The organism is Lactiplantibacillus mudanjiangensis, from assembly GCF_005405385.1.
Lineage (GTDB): Bacteria > Bacillota > Bacilli > Lactobacillales > Lactobacillaceae > Lactiplantibacillus > Lactiplantibacillus mudanjiangensis.
This window is the reverse complement of the sequence record NZ_BJDY01000002.1, coordinates 709,081-725,512: the sequence shown is the minus strand read 5'-3', so window position 1 is coordinate 725,512 and position 16,432 is coordinate 709,081. Positions and strand designations below refer to the sequence as shown.

Sequence of the window (16,432 nt, the reverse complement as noted above, 5' to 3'; positions counted from 1 at the left end):
TAGAATTTTGGAAGAATGAAAGGAAGATCAATTTTGAAATTTAGAGATGATATCCGCAACATTGCCATTATTGCCCATGTTGACCACGGTAAAACAACGTTAGTTAACGAAATGCTTAAGCAATCGGATACCCTTGATGAACACGTCCAGCTTGATGATCGGGCCATGGACACTAATGCAATTGAAAAGGAACGCGGTATCACGATCCTTTCTAAGAACACGGCCGTTCGTTACGGCGACAAACAAATCAACATCTTGGATACACCAGGACATGCTGACTTCGGTGGTGAAGTTGAACGAATCATGCGCATGGTTGATGGTGTCTTGTTAGTTGTTGATGCTTTGGAAGGAACGATGCCACAAACGCGGTTCGTTTTGAAGAAAGCTTTGGAACAACATTTAACCCCAATCGTGGTTATTAACAAGATTGACCGCCCAGGCTCACGTCCTGAAGAAGTTGTGGACGAAGTCTTAGACTTGTTCATCGAATTGGGTGCGGACGAATCTCAATTGGACTTCCCAGTTGTTTACGCTTCTGCGTTAAACGGGACATCTAGTTATGATTCAGATCCTGCAAAACAAGAACACACAATGGTGCCTGTTTTTGACACGATCTTAAAGACGATCCCATCACCAATTGACAACTCTGACGAACCATTACAATTCCAAGTTGCCATGCTCGATTACAACGATTATGTTGGTCGTGTTGGTATTGGTCGGGTCTTCCGTGGGACGATCAAAGTTGGTGACAGTGTTTCTGTCATGAAGCTTGATGGGACTAAGAAAAACTACCGGGTTACCAAGTTATTTGGGTTCTTCGGTTTACAACGTTTGGAAATCAATGAAGCCAAAGCCGGTGACTTGGTTGCCGTTTCTGGGATGGAAGACATCAACGTTGGTGAAACAGTTGCTGATTCAACGACACCAGAAGCCTTACCAATCTTACGGATTGACAAACCAACCTTACAAATGACCTTTGGGACCAACACATCACCATTTGCTGGTCAAGATGGGAAGTTTGTGACGGCCCGTCAATTGGAACTTCGTTTGAAGTCTGAATTGGAAACTGATGTGTCATTACGTGTTGATGATACTGATTTACCTGGATCATGGGTTGTTTCTGGTCGTGGGGAATTGCATTTGTCAATCTTAATCGAAACGTTACGGCGTGAAGGTTATGAATTACAAGCATCTCGTCCAGAAGTTATCTATCGTGATGTTGATGGCGAACGCTGCGAACCATTCGAATCAGTTCAAATCGATACACCTGAAGAATATACTGGTTCAATTATCGATACGTTGTCACAACGTAAAGGTGAAATGACCAACATGGAAAGTACTGGGAATAACCAAACTCGGTTAACTTTCATTGCGCCTTCACGTGGTTTAATCGGTTACTCAACTGAATTCTTATCCTTAACACGTGGTTACGGAATCATGAACCATACCTTCTCTAAGTACATGCCAGTTATCAAGAACTGGAACCCAGGTCGTCACAAGGGGACTTTGGTTTCAATCAATGCTGGTAAGGTTACAACGTATGCTATCATGGCCGTGCAAGATCGTGGGACTATCTTTACTGATGCCGGTACTGAAGTTTACGAAGGGATGATCATTGGTGAAAATAGCCGTGAAAATGATATCTCAGTAAACATTACGCGTGGACGTAATCAAACTAACGTTCGGGCTGCTGGTTCTGAAGATATTGCCAAGGTTAAGAGCCCTCGGAAGATGTCACTAGAAGAATCATTGGAATTCATCAACGAAGATGAATACTGTGAAATCACGCCAGAACATGTTCGTTTACGGAAGCAAATCTTGAACACAGGTCTCCGTGAAAAAGAAGCAAAGAAACGTAAGCGTAACTAAGCGTTAATAAAAAAGTTACTCAAGAAAAGCTCGGCCATTCAATTGGTCGAACTTTTTTTGCGTTAATTGAGACCGAAATTGAATGTTAATTCACGAAGTGCCAATTGACTTAGTAGCAATCAAGAAAATCATCACTAATATATCATTGTAAATGAGAGCGAGATCAAACGACGGAAATGAAACTACCTTAGTGATAGCCAGAAAACTCGATGATATAAGTGCTGATAGTGATGAAACTGAAATTTAATATGATTAAAAACTAATCGCAAATTAATAATTTCACATGATAGAACAAATTGGACTATGCTATAATTATTGCAAGCAAGTTTTATTAAGACCATTAATTAATGGTGCACCACATGTGCAATGGTTAATGCTGGATGGAGGGATTTACAGGTCATGTTTAAGGCCATTTATCGGCAAGCCCGTTACCTAGATTATGGTATTTTTATACCGTATTTAGTTTTAAGTGGAATTGGAATCGTCATGGTATATTCGGCGAGTTCCTATGTGGCAACTAGTAATGGGTCATCTCCAACTGGTTACCTAATTCGGCAGCTTGTCTGGGTCGTGGTCGGTTTGATGATCACATTATTTGTACTAGCCATCAACTTACAGTTCTTTAAGCAGCTTGGTTTTTGGAGCATGCTCGGCGTGCTAATGCTCGGTGTGCTCACCTTGCTAAGGCTCTTTGGACAGTCCATTAATGGGGCAGCTGGTTGGATTGTGTTGGGACCGGTATCGATTCAACCGGCGGAGTTCTGTAAGGTTTTCTTGATTGTTTACTTAGCTGCGATCGTTGAACGACGCGAGCAACAGTTAGGGGTTGTTAAGTTGAGAGATTTAAACTCACAATTGGTTTTAGTGGGTGTTATGATTCTCTTAATCGTGATCCAACCGGATATCGGTGGCGCGACGATTAACTTGGTCATTGCGGCAGTGGTTCTATTTGCCAGCGGGATGTCTTATCTTGTTGGTGTTGGGTCATTTGCAGCCGCAGTCGTTGGCTTTGAATGGGTGTTAGTTCCCTTGATTAGTCATTTGCCAAAAAATATCCTATCGCATTATTATCAGTTACGTCGTTTTGTGGGATTTTTGAATCCATTTACAACGGCTTCAGGGGATGGGACCCAGTTGGTAAATTCCTACTATGCGATCTCTAATGGCGGTTTGATGGGCGTTGGTATTGGTAATAGTATCCAGAAACGGGGCTATTTACCAGAACCAAATACCGATTTTATTATGTCGATTACGGCCGAAGAACTCGGTTTAATTGGCGTTTTACTGATTATGGTGTTGCTAGCCGTGATTGTGATTCGGGTGATCTATATTGGCGTTCGGTCACAAAGCACGTTTAATACATTGGTTTGTTACGGAGTAGCCGCTTATTTGACTATTCAGGCATTTATTAATATTGGTGGGGTTGTTGGGTTGATTCCAATTACCGGGGTTACTTTCCCATTTATCAGTTATGGGGGCTCCAGTATGATGGTTTTAACGCTATCTCTAGGGTTAGTGTTGAATGTTGCTGCTCGTGAAAAACGGCAACGTTTAACCGCTGTACGGCAAGAAAGTTAAGCGAGTCTAATGAGGAAATGAGGGAATTCTGGTGAAAAAAGTATTAATTGCTAACCGTGGTGAAATTGCAACGCGGGTGATCCGGGCTTGTCATGAACTTGGCATGCAGACCGTGGCGATTTATGCCAAAGAAGATGAATTTTCTGTGCACCGGTTTAAGGCCGATGAAGCTTATTTAGTTGGTGAAGGCCGAGCACCGATTGCCGCGTACTTAGATATTGAAGATATTATTCGTATTGCCAAAGAAAATCAGGTTGATGCGATCCATCCTGGTTATGGATTTTTAGCTGAAAATGCAACGTTTGCACGTCGTTGTGCCGAAGAAGGGTTAACCTTTGTTGGGCCAACGCCAGAACATCTGGAGATGTTTGGTGATAAGATTACGGCCAAAAAAGTGGCTCAAGATGCTGGTGTGCAAACGATTCCTAGTACCTTGCATCCGGTTAAGAGCCTTAATGAAGCACTAGACTTCACCAAAAAATATGGTTTCCCAATTATGATCAAAGCAGCCATGGGTGGTGGCGGTCGTGGGATGCGAATTGTTCGCGAAGCGTCCGAACTGCAAGAAGCTTTTGATCGGGCTCGGTCGGAAGCCATGCAATCATTTGGTGATGACGAAATTTACTTAGAAAAATTTATTGCCCATCCAAAGCATATTGAAGTTCAAATTTTAGGGGACACCCACGGCAACGTCATGCACTTATTTGAACGTGATTGTTCAGTGCAGCGGCGGAACCAAAAAGTCATTGAATTTGCGCCGGCTGTCTCGTTGCCAATTGAATTACGGGAAAAAATTTGTAATGCAGCGGTCGATCTCATGAAGAGTGTACATTATGTGAATGCCGCTACGGTCGAATTCTTGGTCGAAGGCGATCAATTCTACTTCATGGAAGTCAATCCACGGGTTCAAGTGGAACATACTGTGACCGAAATGATTACTGAAATTGATATTGTGCATGCCCAGTTGAAGATCGCTCAAGGTGGCGACTTATTTGAAGACTTGCACTTGCCACATCAAGACGCGCTCACTTATAAAGGTGCGGCGATTCAATGCCGGGTGACGACAGAAGATCCGGCTAATGACTTTATGCCAGATACTGGTCGAATTGAAACGTACCGGTCTCCAGGTGGTAATGGTGTGCGGCTTGATGCCGGTAACACGTATTCTGGTGCGATTGTCACGCCATACTTTGACTCGTTATTAGTTAAAGCGTGTGTTGTAGCCCGGAATTTCAAGGCTGCGGTGCACAAAATGCGGCGGGTATTGACGGAATTTGATATTCGTGGCGTTAAAACCAACATCCCATTTATGTTGAACGTGATTGATGACCCAACGTTCCAAGCGGGGGCTGCCAGCACGCGTTTTATCGATCAAAATCCAGCACTCTTTAAGTTCCCAGATGATACGCAACAAGAAGACAAGATGTTGAAGTACATTGGGAATGTCACCGTCAATGGTTTTGCGGACGTGGCCCAACATTCTAAGAAATATTATCCAGATGTTGAATTTCACGATACGTTTAAAACAATTGATAAAAAGATTGTGACCGCTAAAGATGTTTTAGATCATGATGGTGTGGCTGGCTTACAAAGTTGGCTATTGGCGCGCAAAGATGTTTTGCTTACTGATACCACTATGCGTGATGCGCATCAAAGCTTATTTGCGACCCGGATGCGGACTAAGGATATGTTGGCTGTAGCCGAGGCCTCACAAAAGGCTTTACCACAATTGTTCTCCTACGAAATGTGGGGCGGGGCGACCTTTGACGTGGCCTATCGATTCTTAAACGAAAACCCTTGGGATCGGTTGAAGAAATTACGTGAAGCAATGCCACGGACCTTATTCCAAATGTTATTCCGTGGGAGTAATGCGGTTGGTTATCAAAATTATCCCGATAATGTGATTCGTGAGTTTATCTTGGAAGCCGCCCAAAGTGGGATTGATGTTTTCCGGATCTTTGATAGCTTAAACTGGGTCCCACAAATGGAAAAGAGCATCCAAGCCGTTAAGGAAACCGGTAAGATTGCTGAAGGGACCATTTGTTATACTGGCGATATTATGGACCCAAGTCGACAAAAATATGACTTGGCTTACTATAAACAATTGGCCTTAGACTTGCAGTCGACTGGTGCCGATATTATTGCGATTAAGGATATGGCTGGGGTCTTGAAACCAGAAGGCGCTTATGAGCTCGTGTCAACTTTAAAAGACGCTTTAGATGTGCCAGTACATTTGCATACACATGATACGACTGGTAACGGGATCTTTACGTATGCCCGCGCGGTTGCAGCTGGAGTTGACGTGGTGGATGTGGCCGCAAGTGCCTTGTCTGGGACAACGAGTCAACCATCGATGAGTTCATTGTATTATGCCTTGGCACATAATGAACGTCAGCCACAAGTTGATATTAATAACGTTGAAGCGATTAATCGCTATTGGCAAGGTGTTCGTCCTTATTACCAAGACTTTTCAAATGGGATGACTGGGCCACAAACGGATATTTATCAAACCCAAATGCCGGGTGGACAATATTCGAACTTGCAACAACAAGCAAAAGCGGTTGGTTTAGGTGATCGTTGGGAAGATGTTAAAGACATGTACGCGACGGTGAACGATTTATTTGGCGATATCATTAAGGTAACGCCAAGTTCTAAAGTTGTGGGTGATATGGCTTTATTCATGATGGAAAATAAATTAACGCCAGAAGCTGTCTTAGATCATGGCGCTAAGCTTGATTTCCCTGAATCAGTCATTAATTTCTTTGCCGGTAATATTGGACAACCCGTTGGTGGTTTCCCGAAGAAGTTACAAAAGATTATTTTGAAGGATCGCAAACCATTAACGGTCCGGCCAGGGAGTTTGGCTAAGCCGGCTGACTTTGAAGCGACTAAGGCCGAATTAGCTAAGTTAATTGGGCATGAACCTAATCATCAAGAAGTCTTGAGCTATCTGCTTTATCCAAAAGTTTTCTTGGACTATCAAGCTCAACACAAACAATATGGTCACGTGTCGTTGCTAGATACCCCAACATTCTTCCAAGGGATGCGGTTAGGTGAAACAGTCAATATTGAATTGGCTAAAGGCAAGACCATGATTGTGAAGTTGAACCAATTGAGTGATCCTGATGTTGATGGGATTCGGACGTTGTACTTCAGCATTAACGGTCAAAATCAAGAAATTACGATTAAAGATAATGCCGTCCATCAAACGGCTTCTAGTACTCGTAAAGCGGAACCAACGAACGAAAATGAAGTTGGTGCAACGATGAGTGGCTCTGTTTTGAAGCTGTTAGTTAAGAAGGGTGACACGGTTAAGAAGGGGCAACCATTGATTGTCACGGAAGCGATGAAGATGGAAACCACGATTCAAGCACCGACGGCTGGACTCGTTGAACATATTTATGTGAGTGGCGGCGATGTTATTCAAACGGATGACTTGTTAATCGAAATTACACCACAGTAGTGATTTGAGAAGCTTAGGGATAACCCTAGGCTTCTTTTTTGTTGAAACGTGTGACCAACGGCTGCGACTTCCGCTTCGCTACGAAAGACAACTGATTGAAAATGCACAATCAATTGTCTTTCTAGGCGATGCTCAGTCGCAACCCACCGTTGGTCACACTCTTTTTTTAGTTGACGAATTTACCAATCTAGCCTAACATTTAAAAGATAGTAGAAAGAGGTGGCAGTCCGATGGAATTTACCGTCAAACCACGCCGCGCCCTGATTGTTTATTTACATTCGATGAAGCAGGTACGCCAATTAAAACGCTTTGGGTCGATTCAATATCAATCGCGCAAAGGACGCTATGTTGTGTTATACATGGATGAGAATCAAGTGAACACAGCGACGGCTAAGTTAAAAAGATTAGGTTTTGTCCGCCGAGTTGAACCATCTTATCGGCCGGATGTTGATATGAACTTTGGTGAACGGGTTGATCGGGGCTTCTTTAAACCAGAAGACGGAATCAATGACGAAGATGATGATGATTAAAGTTGGTGACTAAGAGATGCGAATTGTAGCAGGTGATTTTGGTGGTCGTCGTTTAAAAGCGGTACCAGGGATGCAGACGCGACCTACCACGGATAAAGTTAAAGAAGCCTTATTTAATATTATTGGCCCTTATTTTGATGGTGGCCAGTCATTGGATATGTTTGCTGGTAGTGGTGGTTTAAGTATTGAAGCCGTTTCTCGCGGTGTGGATCATGCTGTGTTGATTGACCGGCAATATCAAGCGATTAAAACCATTAATGATAATATCGTGGTGACCAAGGCGGCCGATCGGTTTACGGTTATTAAGGGTGACGCCGAACGGACATTAGATCGGTTAGCGAGTCAAAAACAGCGATTTGACTTGTTGTTTTTAGATCCACCATATGCGAAACAAAAAATTGTGGCTGATATTTTAAAATGCCAAGAATTAGGATTACTGAATCCAGACTGTCGGGTGATCTGTGAAACGGATACCAATGCTCAATTAGCGGATGATATTCCTGGTTTTAAAATGACCCGACAACAAGATTATGGGATTACCGTGATTACGGTTTATCAAAAACAGGAAACGGAGGCGTTGGCATGACAACGGCGGTTTTTCCAGGCAGTTTTGATCCGATCACACGTGGTCACCTAGATTTAATTAAGCGTGCTAGCCGGTTATTTGATCACCTGATTGTGGCTGTAATGGTTAATACGAGTAAACAACCGTTGTTTACCACGTCAGAAAAAGTGGCGATGATTCAGGCTGAAGTGGCTCAGTTAAGCAACGTTGAAGTTAAGGCGGCCACGGGGTTGACGGTTGATTTTATGAGTCAAGTTGGCGCAACGGCGTTAGTACGTGGTTTGCGAAATGAACAAGATTTTGGCTACGAACGAGATATCGCTTGGATGAATCAGTCTTTAAACGCTGATGTTGAAACCGTGTGTTTATTGGCTCGACCGCCATATGCCTATTTCTCGTCTAGTCTCATCAAAGAAGTGGCTAAAATGGGTGCGGATATCACAACGTATGTGCCTACAGCGGTTGCTGAGAAATTATTGACAAGATTGCAGGAACAGTCAAATGGTTAGTCGGATAACCAAGCTATTACGACATTACTGGTTGGCTGTTGTGGCAGTTATTGTGGTATTGGCGTTGTTTTTGGTGCCATTGCCTTATTATATCGAGGGACCTGGCGGCGCAAACAACTTGAAATCGTTTGTGACCATTAAGGGTCATCCAGATAAACGTTCGGGTAAATTCATGTTGACGTCGGTTCTGATGGCGCCTGCACGACCGATTACGTGGTTGTATGCGCAGCTGAATCCACATTATTCAGTGGTCTCAGCGCAGTCAGTGACGGGCGGTCAAGACGATGCAACCTATAACAAAGTGCAAACTTTTTATATGCGTAGCGCGACGAATGAGGCGATTGCAACTGCTTATCAAGCGGCGCACGCCCAGTATCATAAGATTTATCAAGGTATCTATGTGTTAGAAGTTAGTAGCAAATCGAAATTTAAGTCGGCCATCAAAGTCGGCGATACGGTGACCAAAATTAATGGTCATCATTTTAAGAGCGCCCAAGGGTATCAACGGTACTTGGCTAAGCAAGGCATCGGTAAGGTGGTTAAAGTGACCTATCGGCGCAATGGCCGGACCTATACGAAAACGGCACCACTGATCAAGATAACCAAAAAACGAGCGGGAATCGGAGTCACTTTAACGGATAATGTCAAAGTAACCACTAAAATTCCAGTGAAAGTTGATCCGGGTGACATCGGCGGCCCATCGGCAGGATTGATGTTTAGTCTACAAATTTATCAGCAGCTGACTAATCAAAACTTGCGTCGTGGCCGTAAGATTGCCGGTACTGGCACCATTGATGCGACTGGTGCAGTTGGTGAAATCGGTGGGATTGATAAAAAGATCATCGCTGCCAAAAAGGCCGGTGCTACGATTTTCTTTGCGCCATATGTGAAACCGACCAAAGCGTTGTTGGCTTTAGAAGTGGATCATCAGACCAATTATCAATTAGCGAAAGCAACCGCTAAAAAATATGCACCCAAAATGAAAGTGGTCCCGGTGACTACTTTTAAGCAAGCCGTTCATTATTTGAAAACCCATTAAAGATTTAAGCCGATTGGTTTAAATCTTTTTTGTTGAGATGGATGTCAAACTGCGTAGTTAACGAGTGAAAGGGTGGTTAAAATTAATGGAAACCAATCTATTAGCTTGGCTTAAAACGCACCAACGTTGGGCGTTGATCATCGGTGGCAGTGGGTTATTGCTAGTCGGTGTAGTGGTTGTTATCGGTTTATTAAAAAAGCCTGTCAGTGACCCAGCAGTGCCAGCAATTGCGACAAGTCAAACGATGACTAGTGGCCGGCAATCGTACAGTGGTACGCAAACCAGTGGGAGTCGTCAGCAGGTCAGTCATACGCAGGCAGCTAGCACGTCTGGACCGATGTATGTCGATGTGAAAGGGGCGGTTAAACAACCGGGAATTTATCAAGTTAAAGCCCAAATGCGAGTGGCTGACGTCATCGCTTTGGCGAAAGGCTTACGACCTAAAGCTGATCGCTTGCAAGTGAATTTAGCTGAAAAAGTGACTGATCAACAAGTAATCTATGTGCCTGAAAAAGGGGAGACCAAAAAGCCAGTTGCTAGTCAATCGGCCGCCAGTAGTACCGGTGGTTCAACTGGCGGCACTAAATCGACTGGTGGTGACAGTGGTGCCCAGATTAACTTAAATACTGCTGATGTCACGGAATTACAAAAGTTAGCCGGTGTTGGGCAAAAGAAGGCCGAAAAAATTATTGAATATCGTGATAGTCATGATGGTTTTAAAACGGTTGACGATTTGAAACAAGTGTCGGGAATTGGTGATAAGACGTTAGAAAAATTTCGAAGTCAGTTGACGGTCTAGTCGGACTACTGACAATTTGGTATACTACTGCTATTGAAAGCGAGGCAAAAATAATGAAAGATCAACGAATTCCATGGGATCAGTATTTTATGATGCAGGCGGTATTATTGTCCACGCGAAGTACTTGTGAACGGTTATCGGTAGGGGCCACGATTGTTCGTGACAAACGGATCATTGCCGGTGGTTATAATGGGTCGGTTTCTGGTGACGTCCATTGCATCGATGAAGGTTGTTATTTAGTTGATGGGCATTGCATGCGAACGATTCATGCTGAAATGAATGCCATTTTGCAATGTGCAAAGTTTGGCGCGGCTACGGACGGTGCTGAAATCTATGTCACAGATTTTCCATGTTTACAATGTACTAAGATGTTATTACAAGCTGGGATTACGAAGATTCATTATTTACGCAATTATCATAATGATGATTATGCAATGTCTTTGATTAAACGAAAAGCAGTTGCGCTACAACAAGTTGAATTTGATCAAGCCGATTTAAATGAATTAAGGCTAGATCAAATTTTACTGAACCGAAACTAGGTGTCGCGCGGCTTTTTTGCGGCGATTAGCTGTGGCCTGTTAAGCAGTTGGTTGATTGGTCAACAGTGGCTTGCTGCTGGATTATTGTGTTTGTGGCTGTTACGGGTATGGTTATTAAGTGATCGACTGACATGGTACTTAGTTTTTGGTCTCACCTTGGTCATGGCAGGTTGGTTAAGCTGGCAGCAGTGGCAATTTCAACAGGTGACCCGTACCGTGCCAATTCGTACCGCAATGACGATGACGGTTCAGCCAGATGAAATTAACGTCAAAGGTAGCCAGTATCAACTTGTTGGTCATAGTGAGCAGGGGCGGGTGATCGGTTATGGGCGCTTGCAATCTGCCATCGAAAAGCAACAATTGGCCACGTTAACACACCGAACTCGTTGGCAAGTCCAAGGCGAATTATCACCAGTACCACCGCCAACGAATCCGGGACAATTTGATGCACCAGCTTATTATCGTAGCCAAGGAATCCAACGACAAGTCATGATTAGCTCGGTGACTAAATTGCAATTGGCCCCACGGCATGGCTGGGGTTGGCTGATCGATTGGCTACATCATCAACGTCAACAGTTTATAGTGACCATGAATCAATTACCGGCAACATTGAGGTTGTATGCGATTAGTTTATTAGTTGGTGGGCGTCCTAATGAATTTCGGACGGAAATGACGGCGGTACAACAACTCGGTTTATTACACTTATTCAGCTTGTCAGGTATGCATGTCATTTTATTAATGGGGATGCTCAAATGGGTTTTAATTCGTGCTCATTTGAGCCAAATGGCGATTAATTATTGGCTGCTGGGACTATTGCCGCTGTACCTCGTGCTCGGTGGAGGAGCGGACAGCTTACAACGAGCTGTTTTAACGGCCTGGTTACCACTGTTATGGCAATGGCTGACTGGTCGTCGAAGTCTTACCTTGACTGGTTGGAGTGTTGCGTTAATGGTGGGCATTACGTTGAATCCGCTAGTTTTACTGTCATTAGGTGGACAATTAAGTTATGGTCTAGCCTTACTGTTGATTTTGGTGCCAGCCATGCCAACTTGGCGACTGAGCTTGTGGGTGCAATTAATCGGATTACCGGTGATTTTAGTCGCAACTGCGCAGTGGCATTTGCTAACAATTGTCGTGAACTTAGCGATTGGCCACATTTTTAGCTGGATTTTGTTGCCACTCACAATGTTGGGTGCAGCGGTTGGACCGTTTTTACCGGCAGTTGCCCAATTTTGTGATTGGGGCCTAGCTCATTTTCAGGCTGGTCTCAACTGGGTTGGCCAATTGCCAGGGTTGATGACAGTTGGTCAGCCGCCAGCTTGGTTGGCGTGGAGCTTAGCCTTGATTACGTTGTGGTTGCTAAAGCAGCCCACTACATGGCTGTGGCGAAGTTTAATTCTAGGTTACACAGGGCTCATCTTAGGTCGACGCTGGCCGCTACAAGGCGCGGTTCAGTTTATTGATATCGGCCAAGGAGATTCCATCTTAATTCGTGAACCGTTTAATCGCACCGTTAGCTTAATTGATACGGGTGGCCGATTACACTTGCCAACACCGGCTTGGGCGGCTGACAATCAACCGCGTCCTCGGGTAGCCACGATTACGGTTAATTATTTACATCGCTTGGGCATTAGCCAAATCGACACCGTTTATTTATCACATAAAGATGTTGATCATATTGGTGATTTTGGCGACTTGTTGACGTTGATCCGAGTTAAGCAAGTGGTTGTGCCAGCAGGAATGGCGGCGTTACCGAAATTTCAGAAATTATTACAAGCAACGTCGCGACCAGTTAAAGTCGTCGAGGCCCTTGCTGGACAGCAATTTCCGGCTGGATTGACAGCAATTCATCCATTTCAGCCCGGTGCTGCAGAAAATGGTGATTCACTAGTTTTAACCGGACACTTTGGTCAACATCAATTTATGTTTACTGGTGATTTGGATCGCGCGGGCGAACGGGCGATTGGGAAACGGTATCCGGATTTGAAGGCTGATGTGTTAAAATTAGGCCATCATGGCAGCAAAACATCCTCTGATCCTCAAATGTTAAAACAATGGGGCGTTCAACGAGGCATCATTTCTGCCGGTCGTCACAATCGCTATGGTCACCCAAATCTAGAAACGCTGCAAACATTACAGCAACAGGGAATTTTAAATTATTCAACGGCGTTACAAGGCATGATTTCGTACCATTATGGTTGGGGGACTGCCGGCTATTGGGAGACTTTTTTGAAGGAAGGTAATTTTTATCAACGCGCAGCAAGCGATGCAGGAACTGCAAGCCGATAAAGTGAAATCAGTTTATGTGGTTTTAGGAACGGTAGATTACTTAGCCGATCAATTGAAACAACAATTTTTAAAATTAATTCCGACTGAAGAACAGACGATGAATGTTGGGAGTTATGATATGGAAACAACACCGGTGGCGGTGGCTTTAGATGATGCGATGTCGGCACCATTTTTTGGGGAGCGTCGGTTAGTTTTTATTAATCATCCTTATTTTTTAACGGGAGATAATCAAAAAAATAAGATCGATCATGATTTAGAGGCACTACAACGTTATTTTGAGCAACCAGAACCGGCGACTATTTTAGTGTTGATGGCACCGTATGAAAAGTTGGATGCGCGAAAAAAATTAGTTAAAACGTTAAAGAAACAGGCCGCGATGATTGAAGTCAATCAAGTGACTGAACGTGAGACTCAAGAATACGTGCAGGCCGCTTTACAAAAACAACAATTATCCATTGAACCGGCTGCTTTTCAAGAACTCATGAGTCGGACAGATGGTCAGTTAGGGTTGATTATGACACAATTGCCCAAACTAATGATTTATGCCGCTCAATCCCGCCGAATTGATTTGGCGGCGGTTGATGCGTTGGTAACAAAGTCATTGACCCAAAATGTTTTTGACTTGGTTAATGACGTTTTACGTTATCAAACTCAAGCGGCAGTGGAATTGTATCATGAGTTAGTGACGGCCCAAGAAGCGCCTCTGAAAATCAATGCGATTTTATTGGGTCAGTTCCGATTATTATTGCAGGTGAAAATTCTAGAACGTGCCGGTTATAGTCAAGGCAGTCTAGCTAGCACGTTAAAGGTGCATCCATATCGGGTGAAGCTGGCGATGCAAACTGTACGGCAATTTAATCAGGCAGCTTTACGAGCGGCTTATTTAGGCCTGTTACAAACTGAGGTTCAAATGAAAACGACGCAACGTGATCCAGAATTGTTATTCGAGTTATTCATGGTCCAATTTGTAAATGACCGACGAGCAGCTAAAGTTCGTTAATGACAAAAAAGAAGCTTGGCAAGTCCTCAAGGGTTGCCAAGCTTCTTTTTTGTATTAAAAAACTCCTAAGCAGATGCTCGGGAGTCGCAATGCACATTACTTAGCGTAACGAGCAGCCATCCGTGACTTGTCACGGGAAGCCTTGTTACGTTTGATAAGCCCTTTAGAAGCAGCTTTGTCAACAGCACTTACAGCTGCTAAGTATAAAGCATCGACGTCTTCGGCGCCGGTAGTTTTAGCATTTTCGAATTTTTTAACAGCAGTCCGCATTGCACTCATTTGTGCAGTGTTCCGGGCATTTGCTTTATTGTTTGTTTTCACGCGTTCAATAGCGGATTTGATAATTGGCATTAAGTTTCACCTCCATCAAGGACCAACTTTTTTTCAACAAATGCTATTATACATAAGCCCCGGTCTGATTGCAACCGTTATGTGTAAAGTGATTTATCTTGATATGGTCTCAAGCTTGCTTTTTAAAAGGGAGTTTGCTAAACTATATCAAGTGTTCAGCAACCCTTTACTTAGTTTATCGAGCACCACCAACGATTTACTCAGTTTAGGGCAATTAATTGAAAGGTGGTTGATACACATGGCAATTTCACGCGAAAAGAAGACGGAACTTATTAATAAGTATGCCCGTCACGAAGGCGATACTGGTTCAGTTGAAGTTCAAGTTGCAGTTTTAACTGAAGACATCAACGAATTAAACGAACATTTACGTGTTCACAAGAAGGATTTTCATTCACAACGTGGGTTGATGAAGAAAATTGGTCATCGTCGTAACTTGTTAGCTTACTTACGTAAAGAAGACGTTAACCGTTACCGTGACTTAATCCAAAGTCTTGGTCTTCGTCGTTAATATTGATTTTCAAAAGCTGCCAGTTGGCGGCTTTTTTTATACCCAAATATAAATTACGAAAACTATACATACTATTTACATGATACAAACAGTCGTTCGCTATCCTAGACTTATTAGTTTAAAGGAGCGATTGATATGTTAGTGACAACACCATTAACACGGAATTTTCGTGTGCTGTGGGTCGGCAGTTTAATTACGGAATTGGGTAATGCGATGACGTTACCGTTTATTGTGCTTTATATTAATACGTTGGGACATTTTACGACTAGCCAGCTAAATAGTTTAGGCGCATTCGCGTTTGCCATTACTTATGCATGTAAGGCCATTGCGGCGCCATTGTGGGGCCGACTGGCTGATCGCAAAGGCCGTAAATTGATGTGTTTACGAGCATCGGGAATCATGACGCTAACCATTATTGGGGTTGGCCTAGCGCCCAATGTTGGTGTTTTGTTGTTGATGCGAGCGTTGCAAGGGGCCTTTTCTGGATACATCAATAATGCCAACGCCTTGATTTCATTGACAGCTCCGGCTGATAGCCGTGGACAATGGTTAAGTAAATTAGTCACCGGTAGTATTATTGGTACGTTGTTAGGGCCGCTGATTGGTAGCGGCCTGGCTAGCACCGTTGGGTATCGGGGGGCTTTTTTGATTACGGGTCTTTTAATGAGTGGTGTCTTTGGTCTAACTTGGTGGGGCGTTCAAGAAACGGTGACACCGATTACTCGTCAAGCGTTACCGCCGTTACGTCCAGTGCTAGAGCAAATTGGCTGGCCATTTTTCGGGGCCTTGTTAACTTCTTTACTGGTGATTCAAGCAACGACAAATGCGAGTACGCCTATTTTGAGCTTGTTTGTTCGGCAACTAGGGTCGAACGGCTCACCGCAAGATTTAATTATACTCACGGGGTTAGTTGCGGCTGCACCGGGACTAGCCACCATTTTAATGGCACGCTGGGTTGGCCGATTACTAGACAAGTGGGGAGCAACGACGTGTTTAGGGTGGTTTTTCAGTTTAGCCATTATTAATTTGTTTTTGACAAGCCAAGTGACGCAAATCTGGCAATTGATGAGCTTACGATTTGTGTTGGGGATTGCGGATGCAGCGTTATTGCCAGCTTTACAAATGTTAACGGTGCAAAAAATTCCCCGAGCTGTTTTTGGTCGGGTATTTAGTTACAATCAATCAGCCCAAGCTTTGGGAAATGTTGTTGGACCAGGACTAGCGGCCATAATCGCCAATCGTTGGGGGTACCCACCGATCTTTTTGGTAACAGCTGGTTTAGAACTGGTGGCATTTAGCTTATGGGGTGGTTATTTTTGGTCGAAACGGCACCCCGGCTAGCCGATAGATGAGAACTGTGGTCTAGCTATGGCTTTCGCATAAAATGTGGTAA

The 16,432-nt window shown here is 43.8% G+C and carries 14 protein-coding genes; 13 read left to right on the top strand and 1 reads right to left on the bottom strand.

What is annotated here, in order from left to right; translation table 11 throughout:
* Nucleotides 1-33 precede the first annotated feature (33 nt).
* The 11 genes from typA to holA all read left to right on the top strand — a co-directional run bounded on the left by typA (nucleotide 34) and on the right by holA (nucleotide 14,180).
* A complete protein-coding gene (gene typA, locus FFM84_RS04445) occupies nucleotides 34-1,869 on the top strand; it encodes a translational GTPase TypA (protein ID WP_137643804.1) in 1,836 nt (611 codons plus the stop codon).
* Between the two features lie 411 nt (nucleotides 1,870-2,280).
* Nucleotides 2,281-3,447, top strand: coding sequence for an FtsW/RodA/SpoVE family cell cycle protein (locus tag FFM84_RS04440; RefSeq protein WP_130843884.1), 1,167 nt, complete (start codon nucleotides 2,281-2,283; stop codon nucleotides 3,445-3,447).
* A gap of 31 nt (nucleotides 3,448-3,478) precedes the next feature.
* On the top strand, nucleotides 3,479-6,910 hold the full coding sequence (locus tag FFM84_RS04435; RefSeq protein WP_130843206.1) for a pyruvate carboxylase: 3,432 nt from the start codon (nucleotides 3,479-3,481) through the stop codon (nucleotides 6,908-6,910).
* A gap of 230 nt (nucleotides 6,911-7,140) precedes the next feature.
* Nucleotides 7,141-7,440, top strand: coding sequence for a YlbG family protein (locus FFM84_RS04430; RefSeq protein WP_130843207.1), 300 nt, complete (start codon nucleotides 7,141-7,143; stop codon nucleotides 7,438-7,440).
* Between the two features lie 16 nt (nucleotides 7,441-7,456).
* On the top strand, nucleotides 7,457-8,026 hold the full coding sequence (gene rsmD, locus FFM84_RS04425; RefSeq protein WP_130843208.1) for a 16S rRNA (guanine(966)-N(2))-methyltransferase RsmD: 570 nt from the start codon (nucleotides 7,457-7,459) through the stop codon (nucleotides 8,024-8,026).
* A complete protein-coding gene (gene coaD / locus FFM84_RS04420; RefSeq protein WP_130843209.1) occupies nucleotides 8,023-8,514 on the top strand; it encodes a pantetheine-phosphate adenylyltransferase in 492 nt (163 codons plus the stop codon). Before rsmD ends, coaD begins: the two co-directional genes overlap by 4 nt.
* Nucleotides 8,507-9,553, top strand: coding sequence for a SepM family pheromone-processing serine protease (locus FFM84_RS04415; protein ID WP_130843210.1), 1,047 nt, complete (start codon nucleotides 8,507-8,509; stop codon nucleotides 9,551-9,553). The genes coaD and FFM84_RS04415 overlap by 8 nt, the downstream gene beginning before the upstream one ends.
* 85 nt (nucleotides 9,554-9,638) lie before the next feature.
* Nucleotides 9,639-10,352 carry a helix-hairpin-helix domain-containing protein gene (locus FFM84_RS04410; RefSeq protein WP_130843211.1) on the top strand — a complete coding sequence of 238 codons (714 nt, stop codon included), beginning with the start codon at nucleotides 9,639-9,641 and terminating at the stop codon, nucleotides 10,350-10,352.
* Nucleotides 10,353-10,405: 53 nt separating this feature from the next.
* Nucleotides 10,406-10,891 carry a ComE operon protein 2 gene (locus FFM84_RS04405; RefSeq protein ID WP_130843212.1) on the top strand — a complete coding sequence of 162 codons (486 nt, stop codon included), beginning with the start codon at nucleotides 10,406-10,408 and terminating at the stop codon, nucleotides 10,889-10,891.
* A complete protein-coding gene (locus FFM84_RS04400; protein ID WP_130843213.1) occupies nucleotides 10,892-13,180 on the top strand; it encodes a DNA internalization-related competence protein ComEC/Rec2 in 2,289 nt (762 codons plus the stop codon).
* On the top strand, nucleotides 13,158-14,180 hold the full coding sequence (gene holA, locus FFM84_RS04395; RefSeq protein ID WP_130843214.1) for a DNA polymerase III subunit delta: 1,023 nt from the start codon (nucleotides 13,158-13,160) through the stop codon (nucleotides 14,178-14,180). The genes FFM84_RS04400 and holA overlap by 23 nt, the downstream gene beginning before the upstream one ends.
* 96 nt (nucleotides 14,181-14,276) lie before the next feature.
* Here holA and rpsT read toward each other — a convergent pair whose 3' ends face one another.
* Nucleotides 14,277-14,531 (bottom strand): 30S ribosomal protein S20, encoded by a 255-nt coding sequence (rpsT, locus tag FFM84_RS04390; protein ID WP_130843215.1) that lies wholly within the window; start codon nucleotides 14,529-14,531, stop codon nucleotides 14,277-14,279.
* A 238-nt stretch (nucleotides 14,532-14,769) separates the two neighbouring features.
* Between rpsT and rpsO the strand changes: the two genes are divergently transcribed.
* Nucleotides 14,770-15,039, top strand: a complete 270-nt coding sequence (gene rpsO / locus FFM84_RS04385; RefSeq protein ID WP_003639022.1) for a 30S ribosomal protein S15 — start codon at nucleotides 14,770-14,772, stop codon at nucleotides 15,037-15,039.
* A 135-nt stretch (nucleotides 15,040-15,174) separates the two neighbouring features.
* Entirely contained in the window at nucleotides 15,175-16,380 is a 1,206-nt protein-coding gene (locus FFM84_RS04380; protein WP_130843216.1) for an MFS transporter, read from the top strand.
* Nucleotides 16,381-16,432 lie beyond the last annotated feature (52 nt).